The 14,913-nt window shown below is 63.3% G+C and carries 13 protein-coding genes; 4 read left to right on the top strand and 9 right to left on the bottom strand.

Going from position 1 to position 14,913, the window contains the following annotated elements; genetic code table 11:
* Positions 1-244: 244 nt before the first annotated feature.
* Positions 245-1,498: an MFS transporter gene (locus tag LGM20_RS06015; protein ID WP_044524426.1), complete on the top strand. Its 1,254-nt coding sequence runs from the start codon at positions 245-247 to the stop codon at positions 1,496-1,498.
* A gap of 11 nt (positions 1,499-1,509) precedes the next feature.
* Here the strand turns inward: LGM20_RS06015 and LGM20_RS06010 are convergent, their stop codons facing one another.
* A complete protein-coding gene (locus tag LGM20_RS06010) occupies positions 1,510-2,154 on the bottom strand; it encodes a TetR/AcrR family transcriptional regulator (RefSeq protein ID WP_012967405.1) in 645 nt (214 codons plus the stop codon).
* A 202-nt stretch (positions 2,155-2,356) separates the two neighbouring features.
* Here LGM20_RS06010 and LGM20_RS06005 point away from each other — a divergent pair, with 202 nt between their 5' ends.
* From LGM20_RS06005 to LGM20_RS05995, 3 genes are read left to right on the top strand one after another with little or no spacing between them, the layout of a single operon-like run.
* A complete protein-coding gene (locus tag LGM20_RS06005; RefSeq protein WP_014907086.1) occupies positions 2,357-3,451 on the top strand; it encodes an LLM class flavin-dependent oxidoreductase in 1,095 nt (364 codons plus the stop codon).
* A 20-nt stretch (positions 3,452-3,471) separates the two neighbouring features.
* Positions 3,472-4,095, top strand: coding sequence for an NADPH-dependent FMN reductase (locus LGM20_RS06000; protein ID WP_044524429.1), 624 nt, complete (start codon positions 3,472-3,474; stop codon positions 4,093-4,095).
* A complete protein-coding gene (locus LGM20_RS05995) occupies positions 4,070-6,514 on the top strand; it encodes a beta-glucosidase family protein (RefSeq protein ID WP_044524430.1) in 2,445 nt (814 codons plus the stop codon). The genes LGM20_RS06000 and LGM20_RS05995 overlap by 26 nt, the downstream gene beginning before the upstream one ends.
* Before the next feature lie 136 nt (positions 6,515-6,650).
* Here the strand turns inward: LGM20_RS05995 and LGM20_RS05990 are convergent, their stop codons facing one another.
* From LGM20_RS05990 to LGM20_RS05955, 8 genes are all read right to left on the bottom strand, one after another.
* The gene (locus LGM20_RS05990; RefSeq protein WP_043521376.1) at positions 6,651-7,961 is read right to left on the bottom strand and encodes a carbohydrate porin; all 1,311 of its coding nucleotides are present in this window, start codon (positions 7,959-7,961) and stop codon (positions 6,651-6,653) included.
* A gap of 197 nt (positions 7,962-8,158) precedes the next feature.
* Positions 8,159-9,361, bottom strand: coding sequence for an MFS transporter (locus tag LGM20_RS05985; RefSeq protein WP_224222701.1), 1,203 nt, complete (start codon positions 9,359-9,361; stop codon positions 8,159-8,161).
* A 229-nt stretch (positions 9,362-9,590) separates the two neighbouring features.
* Positions 9,591-10,382, bottom strand: coding sequence for a cyclase family protein (locus LGM20_RS05980; protein WP_023290715.1), 792 nt, complete (start codon positions 10,380-10,382; stop codon positions 9,591-9,593).
* A 3-nt stretch (positions 10,383-10,385) separates the two neighbouring features.
* Positions 10,386-11,369, bottom strand: coding sequence for a fumarylacetoacetate hydrolase family protein (locus LGM20_RS05975; RefSeq protein WP_032454935.1), 984 nt, complete (start codon positions 11,367-11,369; stop codon positions 10,386-10,388).
* Positions 11,347-11,706, bottom strand: coding sequence for a Rieske (2Fe-2S) protein (locus tag LGM20_RS05970; protein ID WP_044524436.1), 360 nt, complete (start codon positions 11,704-11,706; stop codon positions 11,347-11,349). Before LGM20_RS05970 ends, LGM20_RS05975 begins: the two co-directional genes overlap by 23 nt.
* Positions 11,706-12,626: a VOC family protein gene (locus LGM20_RS05965; RefSeq protein WP_044524437.1), complete on the bottom strand. Its 921-nt coding sequence runs from the start codon at positions 12,624-12,626 to the stop codon at positions 11,706-11,708. Before LGM20_RS05965 ends, LGM20_RS05970 begins: the two co-directional genes overlap by 1 nt.
* Positions 12,627-12,648: 22 nt before the next feature.
* A complete protein-coding gene (locus LGM20_RS05960; protein WP_023290719.1) occupies positions 12,649-13,806 on the bottom strand; it encodes an alpha/beta hydrolase family protein in 1,158 nt (385 codons plus the stop codon).
* Between the two features lie 120 nt (positions 13,807-13,926).
* The gene (locus LGM20_RS05955; RefSeq protein WP_023290720.1) at positions 13,927-14,826 is read right to left on the bottom strand and encodes a LysR family transcriptional regulator; all 900 of its coding nucleotides are present in this window, start codon (positions 14,824-14,826) and stop codon (positions 13,927-13,929) included.
* Positions 14,827-14,913 lie beyond the last annotated feature (87 nt).

Raw genomic sequence — 14,913 nt, 5'->3', positions numbered from 1 at the left:
GCGGCCCCGCTCCCCGCGAAAGGCGACACCGGTCGCCTTTTTATTGCCGCAAAAACCATACAAAACCAATGGTATTTTTGTTTGTGATGGATCACATACGTAATCACAATTTTTCCCCGCGCCGTTCCTGCTCCTACTCTTAAATCCGCGGCTATTCCCGCCGCCACCTGTATCCCTGACCTGCATACTAAAAAACCGCGCCGCCGCCAACGACAGGCGACCCGCGCGATAAAAGGAGAACGTCGTGAGCCATAGTCTGAATCCGCCCCACGCGCCGCAAGCCGGCGCGATCCAGGGCATCATCATCGCCCTGACCGCCTTTCTGCCCATCCTGGCGATCGTTTCCCTGGCGCCGGCGGTCCCGACGCTGATCCAGCACTTCGCCGGCGTGCCTTATGTCGAAACCCTGGTGCCGCTGATGCTCACCGCGCCCGGTCTGGTGATCGCCATCGCCGGGCCCTGCACCGGCTGGCTGGCGGATAAATTTGGCCGCCGCAAACTGCTGCTCAGCGCCACGCTGCTGTATGGCATCTGCGGCACAATGCCGCTGTACATCACCTCCCTGACCGTCATCTTTTGCAGCCGCCTCGGCGTCGGGCTGGCGGAGGCGGTGGTATTGACCATCGCTAACACCATGCTGATCGATTACTTTGACGACAAACAGCGCCGCTTCTGGCTGACGGTGCAGGGGGTGATTGGCCCGGCGCTGGCGGTGCTGGTGCTGGCCAGCTCCGGCTATCTGACCGCCCTGCGCTGGAACGGCGCCTTTATGATCTACTTTGTCGCCATCCTGCTGTTTCTGGCGATGTACTTCTGGATGTTCGAACCCGCTCAGGCGGCCCGTCCACAGCACGCCGCCCAGGCGGCGCAGCATAATCCGTTTCCGTGGCCGCGAGTGATCGCCCTCAGCATGCTTACCTTTGTCTGCGCCATCATTTATTACGTGTACACCATCAACGGCGCCAACGCCTTTCATACCCTGCAAAACGCCAGCCCACAGCGTATCGGCCTGATTATGTCGCTGGTCAGCCTCGCCGTGCCGGTCGGTTCGCTGCTGTTCGGTCTGGTCTCCCGCCGCTATACGCCGGAGCGCGTGCTCGCCATCATGCTCTGCCTGATGGGGATCGGAATGCTGGTGGTGGGCGAATCGCGGACGCTGATCGCCATGGGGATCGGCTCCGCCATCCAGCAGCTGGGTGCCGGCATGGCGATTAATGCGATGATTTACTGGGTAGGATCGTTGATTCCGCCCGCCTACTGCGGCCGGGCGATGGGCGCCTGGTCCGGGGCCTTCTTCGCGGGCATGTTCGTCAGCCCGATTATCGTCGGCGCGATCCGCCTGCGGGCCGGGAACGATGTGCTGAGCGCCTTCCTGACGCTCGGCATCGCGGCGCTGGTGCTGGTGCTGGCCGCCGCGATATTTCTTTATACCTTCTCCCGCCATAGCCAGCGCCTGCGTCAGCACAAGCAGGCCAGCGCCTGGCAGTTAGCGAAGTAAAATCCCGCGGCTTAGCCCGCCTCGACGGGGGTAACCAGATAGCTCAGACACATCATGCCCAGATGGCGTTTGAGCTGTTCCCAGTCGCCCTCGCCGGCGGCTTCTGCCGCCGACCCCAGGCCGAGGAAGCGCGCCAGCGCGGCATACGAAACCGTAAAGCAGAAGCGGGCGGCCTGCTCTGGCTCCGGGTGGCGGATCTCCGCCGCGGCGTCGAGCAGCTGGTCGATAAAGGTCTGCTCATTTTTCTGGTAAGCGGCTTTACCAATCCCCGCCACGCGCTCATCATCCGCCCGCGCCATAAACGGCCGCAGGATCCCGGCATGGCGACGCAGATACTCCGCCTGGACATCCATCAGCGCCGGAAGCCGCTGGCGCAGCGGCAGATTGCGCGCGTGCAGCTGCTGGATCAGCTGCTGCCATTCGGCGTCCAGCTCCTGCATCACCTCCATCATGACGGCGATAAACAGATCTTCTTTGCCGCCGAAGCGGGCATAGATCGAGCCGACAGAAACGCCCGAGCGTTTACTGATTTCAGCAATGGTCAGCAGCTCAAAGGTGCCTTCATGCAGGATTTCACGGCTGGCGGCCATCAGCCGCTCCAGCGCCACCCGGCTCCGGTCCTGTTTCGGCTGGCGCATCGCGGGAAGATCGGTCATCGCAGTTCTCACCTCTTTATCCATAGAAAACCCCCGCAGTGTATTGCAGTTAGCGACCACGCTGCAAATTGCCCACCCGACTCCCCCGTCGGCGATGTGGCAAAAGTGTGATGGCGGTCATTTTCATTCTTTGATAAACAACTAGAATCATAATTCTAGTTCTATTTAATAATAACAACCACCACACAACCCAGGAGTTGCTATGCGTTTCTCTGTTTTCCTCGTCGGCCGTTCCACCGCCCCCGAGCAGGATCGTTTTGTCATGCAGTCGCTGATCGATCATGCGCGCCAGGCCGAAGATCGCGGCTTCGATGCGGTCTTTATGCCAGACCATCACTTCACCGGCTATGCGCCGATGTCCAGCGATCCGTTTGTCTTCGCCGCTTACCTGGCCGGCCAGCTGAAAAAGATCCACTTCGGCATGTCGGTGACCACCGTCCCGCTGCACCACCCGGTGCGCTTCGCCGAGCGCGTTAACCTGCTGGATCAACTCACCGAAGGCCGCCTGCTGGTGGGCATCGGCAGCGGCACCACGCCGGAAGAGATGATCGGCTTTGGCGTGAACTACAAGGACGCCTCCAGCCTGCTGCAGGAGAACCTCGATCTGGTCCAGCGGCTGTGGGAGAAAAATATTGAAGACGATCCGATCATTTTCGAAACCGGCCACTATAAGGGCGCGGTAGTCCAGCGCATCGTTCCTGCCCCCTGGCAAAAACCGTTCAACCGCATTATGCCGGTGGCGCTGCGTGAAACCAGCATGCAGCGCGCCGCCGATAACGGCTGGCCGGCCTTTATTCCCGCGTTTACTCCGCCGATCCCGGCCAGCAACGATCCGTTTGGCCAGCTGACCCACTATTTCACCCGCTACCGCGATGCCCTGCTCAACGCCGGCCATAGCGACGAGGTGGTGAACCACTGCCTCTCGTGGACCACCCACACCTGGCAGTGCGTCCATATCGCCCCCACCGACGAGCAGGCCCGCGAAGAGATGCTGCAGATCATGGGCTGGTACCAGCAGGCCATCGACCGGGAATATGAGTACAACAAGCGGGCGGAAGAGTTCAGCGGCGTTACGCTGCACCGCCATCCGGACTGTTTCAGCGAAGAGTGGATCAAAACCTGGTGCCTGTACGGCAGCCCGGAGACCGTCGCCGAGGAGCTGGAACGCCATCAGCAGCTGGGCATCGGCAACGTGCTGCTCGGCTTCACCAACGGCCCGCTGACCGAGGAGCGCCTGCGCCTGAGCCAGCAGTCGATCTCGTTGTTTGCGGACCAGATCCTGCCGCGCTTTCGCTAATCCGACCGGGAGATCCTGCTATGAATAAACCTGCTTTCTCACGCCCACCGCTGCTGATCGGCATCGGCGGCACCACCCGCCCGGGCTCCAGCACCGAGCGCGCCCTCGCCGCCGCGCTGGCCCACGCCCGCACGCTCGGCGCGCAGACCCAGCTGTTCGGCGGCGCTGAACTGGCGGCCCTGCCGCCGTTTAACCCGGAAGTCACCACCCGCACGCCGCAGGAAACGGCGTTTGTCGACGCCGTGCGCCAGGCCGACGGCATTCTGCTGGCCTCGCCGGGCTACCACGGCGGGGTGTCTGGTCTGGTGAAGAACGCCATCGACCTGCTGGAAGATTTGCGCGGCGACAGCCGGGTCTATCTTGATGGCCGGGCGGTGGGCTGCATCGTCACCGCCGCCGGCTGGCAGGGTTGCAACACCACCCTCGGCGCCATGCGTGGGATCGTTCACGCCCTGCGCGGCTGGCCGACTCCGCTGGGGGTGACCCTCAACACCGCCGGCGTGTCGCTGTTCGACAGCGAGGGCCGCTGCACCGACGACGCGGTCCAGCGCGCGCTGGCCACCGTAGCCGAACAAGCGCTGGCCTTCGCCCCCGATGCCCCCTTACGGAGACATGCCGATGCCTGCGCTCAGTCTGTCGCTTAGCGTTGCCGAAAAAGCGCGGCTCACCGCCGGGATGGGGATGTGGTCCACCCACCCTATCCCCCACTCCACGCTGGGTTCAGTCACCCTGTCCGACGGCCCGATGGGGATCACCGGCGGCCGGGTTGACGAGCGGGATATTGCCCTGCTCAGCCCCTGCGGGCTGGCGCTTGGCGCCAGCTGGGACCGCCAGCTGGTCAGCCGGGTTGGCGGCGTCATCGGCGAGGAGGCGCTGCGCACCGGAACGCAGGCGCTGCTGGCGCCTAACCTGAACCTGTTGCGCAGCCCCCTTGCCGGCCGCGCGTTTGAGCTTTTCGGCGAAGACCCGCGGCATATCGCCGAGCTCGGCGCGGCGTGGATCGACGGCGTCCAGCGTCAGGGGGTGGGCTGCATCGTCAAGCATATGGTCTGCAATGATTCGGAAACCGATCGGCGGACCATGAACGTGGTTGTCGATGAAGCCACCCTGCGCGAAGTCTATTTCTGGCCGTTCGAAGTGGCGGCCAGCCGCGGCGTCTGGGGCATGCTGACCGCCTATAACCGGGTGAACGGGATCTATTGCGCCGAGCAGCATCAGGCCATCAGCCAGTGGCTGAAGCGCGATCTCGGCTGGGACGGGCTGGTGATGTCCGACTGGTTCGGCACCCAGAACGGCCCGGCCAGCTTCCGCGCCGGGCTGGATCTGGAGATGCCGGGCCCGGCCCGCCATATGGGCGAGCGCCTGCTGCCCGCGCTGATGGACACCGACAGCGACGCCCGGCGGCTGGACGATGCCGCCATCCGGCTGGCGCGGCTGGCCGAACGGGTCAGCCATCCCCTGCCCTGGGATGGCTCTGCCGCCGCCGAGGCGCAGCGGCGTCACACCCTCGAAGAGGCGGCGGCGGCGGGGTTTGTCCTGCTGCACAATCGCCAGCGGCTGCTGCCCCTCGCCGCGCAGGCGGGACAGCGGCTGGCGGTGATTGGCCCCAACGCCACGACGCCCTGCTTCCAGGGCGGGACCTTTGCCAGAGTGGCGCTGATGCCGGGGCTGATCTCTCCTCTGGAGGCCATTCGCCAGCGCTTTTCCGCCGCAGGGGTCGAAATAAGCTATGCCCAGGGGGTGGAGAGCGATTACCGCATCCCGCCTCTGCATCATCTGCCGCTGCGCACCGCCGCCGGCGAGCGCGGCCTGGACGTTGCCTACGCCACCGCCGACGGGGGCGTGGTTCATCAGGAGGTGCGCGACGCCTCCTCGCTGATCTGGTTCCGCGATATGCCGGGCGTCGGCGACATGCTGCGCCTGACCGAACGCGCCACCGTGACGGTAAGCTGCCAGTTCACCGCGCCGGTGAGCGGCCGCTACGGCTTCTGGATCGGCGGCACCGGGGAGATCGCCCTGCAGCTGAACGGCGAGCGCATGGCGACCTTTAACGGCGAGGCGCTGGAGGGGGATATCATGGGCAAGCTGATGCAAGCCCCGCATATCCGTCTCGACTTCCCGCTGCAGGCGGGGGAAACCCTGACCTTCCGGGCCGAGATGGCGCTGGGCAGCAGTATCGCCCACGGCATCTGGTTCGGCTGCCAGCCCCCGCAAACCATCGACCTGCTGCAGCAGGCGGTCGACCATGCCCGGGCGGCCGACAGCGTGGTGCTGGTGATCGGGGAAACGGCCGATGCCGGTCTGGAGAGCATCGACCGGGACGCTACCGCGCTGCCGGCGCATCAGGTCGCCCTGATCCGCGCCGTCTGCGCGGCGAATCCGCGGACGGTGGTGGTGCTCAACGTCGCCCATCCGGTGGATACCGGGTGTCTCGCCGACGCGGCGGCGGTCATGGTCGTCTGGTATCCGGGCCAGGAGTTTGGCCCGGCGCTGGCCTCGGTGCTGGCCGGGGATCGTGAGCCTGGCGGTCGCCTGCCGGTGACCTTCGCCCAGCGTCTGGACGACTATCCGGTGCGCAGCCTGACGCCGGACGCCGCAGGGGACCTCTGGTACCACGAGCGCCAGCAGGTGGGCTATCGCTGGTTTAACGCCCGCGAACGCCCCGCCGCCTGGGCCTTTGGTCACGGTCTGGGGTATGCCGATATCACCCTGAGCGCCGCCGCGCTGACAGGCGACGAGGTGGACGCTCTGCAGCTGCGCTGCCGGCTGGAAAACCGCGCCGCCCGCGCCGGAAAAGCAGTGGTCCAGCTCTACCTGCGGGGGCCGGAGACGGCCTGGTCGGCGCTGGCGGAGTTTGCGGCGGTCAGCGTCCCGGCGCACGAGGAAGTCGCCCTGACCCTTGCCCTGCCGCGTCACGCGCTGCAGCGCTGGCAGGTGCCAGCCCAGGAATGGCGCCTGGCCAGCGGCCCCTGGCAGCTGGCGGTGGGTTTCGCCAGCGACGATATCCGGGCAACCTTCGATTTCGTGCTGACTCCCGACGGGAAAATCAGCCACCGGGGCTAAGCCCGGATCGATGTCAAAGAGGGTCGGCAACATGCCGGCCCTCTTTTTTTATTCCTGCGCCAGCCGATTCGCGAAAAAAAAACCGCCCGGCGGCAGCGTACCGGCGGGCGGGGTTAAAAGCCTGAGGCGATCGGTGTCAGAAGTTCCAGTACATCGAGGACTGCCAGAGGACCGCCGACTCATGCTTCGGCACCAGCGTCGGGTTATCCTGCCAGGTGATACCGTTGATCCAGTAAATACCTTTCGTCACGCGCAGGGCGTGCGACAGGGAGATGGCGTTGATGCTCTGCGGCGCTTCCATCCCCGCCTCGCCGACATAATCGCGGAACTTTTTACTGATAAAGGAGCGGGTGTAGCCCAGCGAGGTCATATCCTGCTCGCGGCCCGGAAACAGGCCGATGTCAAAGAAGGTCACCTGAAAGTCGCTGGTGTAAGCATTGCGATCGTCCGGCGCGTAGTCCGCTTTCACATCGAGATACAGCCCCAGCGGAAGCCCTTTTTTCGGCTGGGTCAGCTGCATGGTGTTGGCGACGTAGAACGCATAGTTACTACTGCTGTCGCCGGGCTGGTCAAAATACTGGTAGTGCGAGGTGTTATAGATAGCCCCGGCGCGGAACCACAGCGATCGCTGCGACTCGCCCGCCGCCTGCTTAAAGCCAAACTCATTAACCAGGATCGGGTTGGCGCCATCGACGTGCCATTTCAGCCCCGAGGGGTTCTGCTCCACGTCGTCGAGATGTCCGGCAGGCGACATACTGCGGCTGACGGCAAAGTTGTTATAGAACTTCTTATCGCTGTCGCGGACGATGGCGGTGAAGGTCGGCGTCGGCGCGTTGAGGCTGATCCCCACCTGCACCGGGATCACGCTGGTCGGCCCCAGCGCGGCTGACGAGGAGTTCCCCCCCAGCACCATGCCGTAAAACTGACGAATTAACGGATAAAAACCATACTGCAGTTCCAGCTGGCCGTTTAATAAGGGCTGGTTCACCGCCAGCACCGCAATATTATGCAGTTCCGGATAGCTATCATGATAATTAGAGGTCGCCCACTGGGGAGAAAAAGTAAATTGCGCGTCTTTGCTAAAACCAATTCGGCTTAAATCGTAGGTGACGTTCAGCGACATATTTTGCGACCAGGTAAAATTCTGCCCGGCATATTGTTGCGGGTCGGCGGACTGGCCTTTCAGATCGTACATCACCATCGGGTTCCAGCTTAACTGGACGCCCCACCCGCGGTCGGCCAGCGCGCTGCGAAAGCCGCCAATATCGCCGATGAGCGATTCGCAGGTCGACGGAGGGCTGACGACCTGCGCGGAGCGGGTATTCAGTTTATCCAGTTGCTCACAGGTCCAGGTATCGGCCAGCGCGGTACTGGAGAATATCGCCAGCGTCAGCGCCGAAAGTGGAAACACTATTTTCTTACTTACGTCGGTACAGCAGAGACTCATAATAAACCCTCATTTTTATTTTTTGCAGGTAAGATGCGCCATATCGTGAAAAATAAATTAGTCACAATACGTTTATTTACAGGGATTAATTAGGCTGAAAGTTAACGCTAAATAAGGTGTACGCTTTTTCTAAATAATGGCCTCCCCTTCCCGCCGGGAGACCGGCGGGCGTGTGGTAATTATGTCGTCAGGTGAAATTAACGAGCCAGCGCGCGGCGGCCCCCCATCCGGGCGCTGGCGATACCCGTCGCGCCGGCGATAGCCAGCGTCAGCAGCGCAAACAGCAGCAGGCTGTCCTGCATACTGCCGGTCATGCCGTTCAGCAAGGTCATCAGAACCGGGCTGATGAACATGCCGAGGAAAAAGAAGGTGTGCCAGATGCCGATCCCCGTCGCCCGGTGCGGCGCCGGCAGGGCTTCCAACATCCAGGCCAGCATCAGAGGGATCAGCATTCCGTTACCAACCTGCGCGACGAATGCTGCCGCCACGCCGGCCAGCGGATTGTGGGCCACGGCGATAAACAGCAGACCGAGGCCAAAAATGGCGTAAAAAAGGAAAAACTGCCTGTCGACACGCTGCCTGGCGCTGCGGCCATACAGCCAGGCGCCCAGCGGCACGCCAATGCCCGCAACGGCGGTGGCGATGCCGATCTGGCTGCTGGAGGTCAGCCCGAGCTGACTGAACACCTGGCTTATCTGCAGCGGCTCGAGAAAGTAGAGGATTGCGCTGGCGAGGGTAATCAGGCCGATCGTCGCCATTTTGCGCCCTGGAAAAGCGACAGGCTCCTCGTCAGCGACGCTGTCCGCGCGACGGCGGGTCGCCGGCTCAGCGGTGAACAGGCACAGGCCGATAAAGACCGGGATCGCCAGCGCATACAGGTAGATCGGGCCATACCAGCCCAGGGTGCCCAGCAGGCCAGCGCCCAGCACGATCAGCGTCGACAGTATCGAACCGATGCCGCTCTGCACCGCCAGCCATTTGCTGCGCGCCTCGCCGGCAAAGTAGTCGCCAATCAGCGCATTGGCGGTGGTAAGAATAAAGGCGTCGGCGATGCCCATCACCAGCCGCGCCAGCAGAATGGCATACAGATCGTCGAGCATCACCGGCAGCAGGCCAAACCCCGCGTACAGAGCAGTGGCGGCAATCAGCAGGCGACGACGGCTCAGGCGATCGCCCACCCTCCCCGCCAGCGGAGCCAGCAGCGCCATGCTCACCGCCGGAATGGTGATGATCATCGGCACCAGCAGCTGGGCGTGCGGCTGCGCGGCAAAATGGCCGAACAGGAGCGGCATCACCGGCAGCATGGTCAAGGTCCCCATGATCGGCAACAGGGCCGCCAACATCAGTAAAATCGCCTGTACGGCCCCCGCCTCGCACGGGGTTGCTGAAACCTTGTGCATCACCATCTTCCGCTCTCCGTCACTTCTTTTTATTTAGAATATGAATTACAGTTCTATTTTTTATCGATAAAGAAAGGCGCTCTGTCGCCCCGGTATCCTGGCTGAACACGCCGCAGCGAACTCAGCACACATACCGTTCTACCCTACCGGATGCAGGTGGCATGGACTGCGATTGCTATCACAATTAATACAATGCATTCACATTAAATTAACATAACCATCGACTCCTTCAGGCGTCGACAATCGCCACCGCGCGGATAAAACCGGCCGAGCCGCGGCGGATCTTGTAGGGAAAACAGCTCACCCAGAAGCCGTGGTCGGGAAGCTGTTCCAGGTTGCTCAACTTCTCCATTTGCCCATAGGCGATCTCCCTGCCGGCTTTATGTCCTTCCCAGATCAGCCCGGCGTCGCCGCTGGCCTGAAAGCGTTCGCGGGTAAAGTGGAAGGGCGCATCCCAGCTCCAGGCGTCGGTGCCGACCACCCGTACCCCCTGCTCCAGCAGCCACAGCGTTGCCGCCCGGCCAATGCCGCAGCCGCGCTGCAGATAATCCGGCTGGCCGTAGCGGGCGCCGGCGGCGGTATTGATTAACACAATATCCAGCGGCGACAGGCGATAATCGATCCGCGCCAGCTCGCGCTGCAGATCCTCCGGCTGCAGGATCGCCCCGTCGGCGACATGGCGAAAATCCAGCCGGACGCCGGGGCGCAGGCACCACTCCAGCGGCAGCTCATCGATGCCAAACGCCGGTTCGCCGCCGTTGGTGGTTGAGCTATAGTGCCATGGAGCATCCATATGGGTGCCATTGTGCGGCGTCACGGTCAGGCGCTCCGAGGCCCAGGCCTCCTCTCCCGGCATCTGCGTTTTTTCCAGTCCCGGAAACATCGCCGCCATTTCCGGCCATCCCTGCTGATGATCCTGATACTCAATGTTCGGCAGCAGCGGCGGCGGGTCGGTCCAGGGATTGTTATCCAGGGTGACGGAGAGGTCGATCAGCCGACGCCCCTGTAAAAGATTGATCATGGTTTACTCCGTTAACATCACAACATGTTGATCCAGCACGCCAAACAGCGGCCGGCCATCAGGGGCGTGGGCTTCCATCGTCACCCGCTCCCCCGGGGACAAAAACGGCGTGCGCGGCTCGCCGAAGGCCAGCATCTCTATGGCCCGCACCTCGGCGATACAGCTGGCGCCGCGGCTGGCGTCCGGCCCGGACACCGTACCGGAACCCACCACCGTCCCGGCGCGCAGGCGGCGGGTCTGCGCCGCATGGGCAATCAGTTCGCCAAAATGGAAATGCATCTCGCTGCCCGACTGGCAGCCAAACGGCTCGCCATTGCGGGTCACCTGCAGCGTCAGCGCCGCCCGCCCGTGCTGCCAGGCCTCTCCCAGTTCATCCGGGGTAAGGGCCACCGGCGCAAAGGCCGAGGCGGGTTTGGCATGAATAAAACCAAACCCGGTCTGCATCTCGCGCGGCGCCAGCGCCCGCAGACTGATATCGTTGAGCAAGACGATCAGGCGGATACAGCTCAGCGCCTGCTGCGGCGAGCACCCCTGCGGCACCTCGTCCACCACCACCGCGAACTCGCCCTCAAAGTCGAGACCGTCCTCGACCCGGCGGCAGACTATCCCGGCGTGGGGGGCAAGAAAGTCGTCCCCGCTGCCCTGATACATCAGCGGCGTCTGGTCGGCGCCGGCAATCGGCGGCAGATGAAAGGCCCGCTGCATGCGCTCGCCATGGCTGAGGAAGGCCGAACCGTCCAGCCACTGCCAGGCGCGGGGCAGCGGCGCCAGCAGGCGCCGGGGATCATAGGGCTGCGCCGCCGGGTAGCGGCGCGCATTGAGCGCCTGATAGCGCGCCTGCAGCGCAGGCCAGACCCGCGCGGCCTGCTCCAGCGCCTGCTGAAGCGTCGGTGCGATATCCGCCGCATCGGCCATCAGCGTCAAATCCCCCGAGACCACCACCAGGCAGCCGTCGCGTTCACCATTATCTCGTGTTGCCAGTTTCATGACCTGCCTCCTCCAGCAGACAGAGCCAGCCGTCGGCGTCCACATCGCCAGCCAGCGGACTCAGACGTTGGCCTACGCAGGCGCCCTGCACGCAGAGGCCGCTGTCCGGCATAAAAATCGCCCCGTGGGCGAAGCAGACCAGCCGGTCGCCCCGGGCGTTGAAAAAAGCGTCCTGCCGCCAGTTCATCGGGGTATCCAGATGCGGACAGCGGTTACGCCACAGATAGAGCATTCCCTGATAGCGGCAGGCAATCACCGTCGCCTGCCCGCTGCCCGTAGGGTCAAATCCCCGCGCCTGGCCCTCGGCCAGGATGTCGGCACGGCACAGGCGAACCATCAGCGGGCGTTATCCGGACCGGGGGCCCACTTCTCGCGATACCCCAGCAGGAAATATTGCGAGTTATCGGCTCCCGGCAGCGCTTCGCGCGGCTGCCAGTGGTCATCGTGCTGATCCATATCGGCGTCGTATTCGATGTGACACCCGAGCGGGCTGTTGAAGTACCAGAACCAGTTCGATCCCAGCTGATGGCGCCCCGGCCCCCAGAAGGTCTGATACCCCTTCTGCTGAAAGCGGCTGCCGGCCATCATCAGCTCGGTGGGGCCGCCGAGATGAAAGGTAAAGTGTTCAATACCGGTCATAAACGGCGGGGCCTGGATCAGAAACAGGGTATGGTGATCCTGAGTGCCGGCGGGCCGCAGGAAGGGGCCAACGTGGGTGAAGCGATCGGTACAGACAAAGCCCAGCCGTTGATAGAAGGCTTCCGCGCGCGCGGCGTCCGGCACAAAATAGACCACATGGGAGAGCGAGCGCGGCTCTGCCGCCATGTCAGCGCTGGCCCCGGTCTGGTTGACCGGCCGCCCGGCGCGATCCCCCGGGGCGTTGATTTTCTCCCCTTCCCGCTGCAGCGGCTGGCGCTGGCTGACGCGAAACCCGAGGGCAAAGCCGGCATCATCGACGCAGCGCAGCACGCCGTCGGCGCCGAGCTTCACCTCGCGATCGCGGCGCAGCGTCTCGGCGATCGCCTCAAGGGTGGCGCTATCCGCCACGCCATAGACGGTTTCCCGCAGCTGGCTGCCGCTGGGCAGCGCCGCGGGCAGCGATGGATCGTCACGCTCCCGCAGCAGCACCCCGGTGCCATCCAGCGCGCTAAAGAAACCGTTCTCCTGCTCGCGTAAACCGTAGTCGAGAAGAAACTGTCGGCAGCCCGCCAGGTCATCGACGCCAAATACCAGATAATCCGGACCAAGAATATTCATCGCGGTTGTTCCTTATGCGTGTTCAGGCCACCCGGCCGCCGAGGGCTTCCGCCACCCAGTCAGCGATGTAGTGCCCGGCGTTAATCGAGTTGTCGAAGCTGGAGTGCTGCACACCGCCCTCGCGGTCAGTAAAAATTTTCAGCTCGCGGCGCGGGCTGTTCACCAGCTGGTCGTAGGTGCGCTGCGCCCATTTCACCGGGATCTGCGAGTCCTTTTCACCATGGGTGACGAGGAAAGGCACCCGTATGCGGTCGAGAATGCCGTCGAGATGGACGTTCTCCGCGATGCGCATAAAAGCGTCGATATCCTCGCCCCCCCACACCCAGCGCACATGCTGCCAGTAGTGCGGTACCGGAAAATCGCCTTCGCGTTCGCGGCGGCGCTGCTGTACCTCCCGCCAGTCGTGATTGGCGCCCCACACCACGCCGCAGGCGAAGCGCGGCTCAAACGCCACCGCCCGCGGGCAGTAATAGCCGCCCAGCGAGACCCCTTCCATGCCGATGCGCCCGGCATCCACCTCCGGGTGCTGTTCCAACCAGTCAACGATCCGGCTGGCCCAGTGCTCGCTGTCATAGCGGGCCTGCATGCCGTGAAGACGCAGTGCTTCGCCGGTTCCCGGCTGGTCGACCACCAGCGAGGAGACCCCGCGCCGCGCCAGCCACTGCGGCAGCCCCACCAGATATTTCATCTCTTTGGTGGAGTCGAGACCGTTGACCTGCACCAGCAGCGGCGCGCGGCCGGTCGCCCCTTCAGCGCGGACGTAAAGCGCCGACAGGGTTTTGCCCTCGTAGGGAATAGTCACCCGCTGACAGTTGGCATGGGTATGGTGCAGCCCGGCGGCAAAGACATCGAGAAAGCGGCGGTACAGCGCATCGCGGTCCGGCGCGCCATGCGCCTGCAGGCGCTCGCAGGTCAGGTAATAGTTGGCCGCCCGAAGATATTTCTCTCCTGCCGACAGCCGCCGCCCCCGCGCCTCATCTTCGCCGGCCAGCGCGCATAATTTATCGGCCATGCGGGACCAGGTTTCCCGGAACGCGCGGGTGCCTTCGGCGTCGGGATGCTCGGACGCGGCCAATAGCGGCGCGCACATCTCTTCGATCTCACCGATGCGGGCGCCCATCTCGATGGAGAGATCCACCGACAGGTTCCAGACATAGTTTTTAGGGAAATAGCGAAACATAGGGTCATCCTTCAACATTCAGTCGCAATCGCTGTAGCGCAGGCACTGTCACATAAAGCACCTGCGGGCGACCAATCATGTCTCAGGATGTCAGGTATCGACGGGAGCAATACCAGTGGGTTAGCGTGCGCTGGCGACGATTTTCGCTTTCAGCCAGCCGAAGATAGGATCGTTATCCAGCGAGCGGTGCCAGCCAATAAATTCGCGCATGACCGGCAGCGTCACCGGGACCGGGAAAAGACGCAGCGGCAGCATCGCCGCGTACTGCTCCGCCAGCCGCCGGTGCAGCGTGGCGATCCGCGAGGTGCCGATCAGCAGCTGCGGAACGCAGTGGTAGCTGTGGGTCACCACCTCGATACGGCGGCTCAGCCCCGACTCGGCAAACAGATTGCCCTCCAGCCCCGGCTGCCGCTCGCGGCCAAAGACCACCGACACGTGCCCCAGCTGTTGCCAAGCTTCAAGGGTCAGCGCCTCGCCGGTGTGGGGATTGTCCGCCCAGGCCAGGCAGACAAACTCTTCGTCAAACAGCGCTTCGGCGGGATGGTCGGCGGCCATAAAACGCTCCGGCGCCACGATGATATCCAGCTCGCCGCGGTTGAGCATGCCGGTGGACTGGGCGTCCGGCGAGAAAAACTCAAAGGTCATATTCGGCGCCTGCAGGTGTACCGCCTGCAGCGCATCCTTCAGCATCACGTTGATAACGTAATCCGAGGCCATAATGCGGAAATGGCGCTTACTGGTTGCCGGCTCATCCACCGGCCGGCGGGCAATGGAGGTCTGAATTTTCATCAGCACGTCGCGGACCGGCTCCCGCAGCTCTTCCGCCAGCGGCGTGGGCCGCATCTTTCTGCCCACCTGGGTGAGCAGATCGTCCTCAAAGTAGGTGCGTAGCCGGTTGAGCACCCCGCTGGTGGCAGACTGGGTCATATGCAACCGGCCCGCGGCGCGGGTGATGTTCTGTTCATCGAGTAACACATCCAGTGCCACCAGTAAGTTCAGATCAAGATGTTGGTAACGCATGGGTCCCCCGGCGAGAAATGGCGTGCTTATCCTGTGGCTTAATTTAACTTTTCTGCAACTTTTTGTTTTCAATTTCCACGGCGATAT

It is taken from the genome of Klebsiella quasipneumoniae subsp. quasipneumoniae (assembly GCF_020525925.1).
In the GTDB taxonomy this organism is placed as follows: Bacteria; Pseudomonadota; Gammaproteobacteria; order Enterobacterales; family Enterobacteriaceae; genus Klebsiella; species Klebsiella quasipneumoniae.
The sequence above is the reverse complement of the archived record's forward strand: the minus strand, read 5'-3'. Positions and strand labels throughout refer to the sequence as shown.

Bases quoted from the DNA above. Each gene is read 5' to 3' on its own strand.
- LGM20_RS06000 (WP_044524429.1), top strand. From the start codon at position 3,472: ATGAATAAACCTGCTTTCTCACGCCCACCGCTGCTGATCGGCATCGGC.
- LGM20_RS05985 (WP_224222701.1), bottom strand. From the start codon at position 9,361: ATGCACAAGGTTTCAGCAACCCCGTGCGAGGCGGGGGCCGTACAGGCG.
- LGM20_RS05975 (WP_032454935.1), bottom strand. From the start codon at position 11,369: ATGAAACTGGCAACACGAGATAATGGTGAACGCGACGGCTGCCTGGTG.
- LGM20_RS05995 (WP_044524430.1), top strand. From the start codon at position 4,070: ATGCCTGCGCTCAGTCTGTCGCTTAGCGTTGCCGAAAAAGCGCGGCTC.
- LGM20_RS05990 (WP_043521376.1), bottom strand. From the start codon at position 7,961: ATGAGTCTCTGCTGTACCGACGTAAGTAAGAAAATAGTGTTTCCACTT.
- LGM20_RS06005 (WP_014907086.1), top strand. From the start codon at position 2,357: ATGCGTTTCTCTGTTTTCCTCGTCGGCCGTTCCACCGCCCCCGAGCAG.
- LGM20_RS05965 (WP_044524437.1), bottom strand. From the start codon at position 12,626: ATGAATATTCTTGGTCCGGATTATCTGGTATTTGGCGTCGATGACCTG.
- LGM20_RS05970 (WP_044524436.1), bottom strand. From the start codon at position 11,706: ATGGTTCGCCTGTGCCGTGCCGACATCCTGGCCGAGGGCCAGGCGCGG.
- LGM20_RS05955 (WP_023290720.1), bottom strand. From the start codon at position 14,826: ATGCGTTACCAACATCTTGATCTGAACTTACTGGTGGCACTGGATGTG.
- LGM20_RS06010 (WP_012967405.1), bottom strand. From the start codon at position 2,154: ATGACCGATCTTCCCGCGATGCGCCAGCCGAAACAGGACCGGAGCCGG.
- LGM20_RS05980 (WP_023290715.1), bottom strand. From the start codon at position 10,382: ATGATCAATCTTTTACAGGGGCGTCGGCTGATCGACCTCTCCGTCACC.
- LGM20_RS05960 (WP_023290719.1), bottom strand. From the start codon at position 13,806: ATGTTTCGCTATTTCCCTAAAAACTATGTCTGGAACCTGTCGGTGGAT.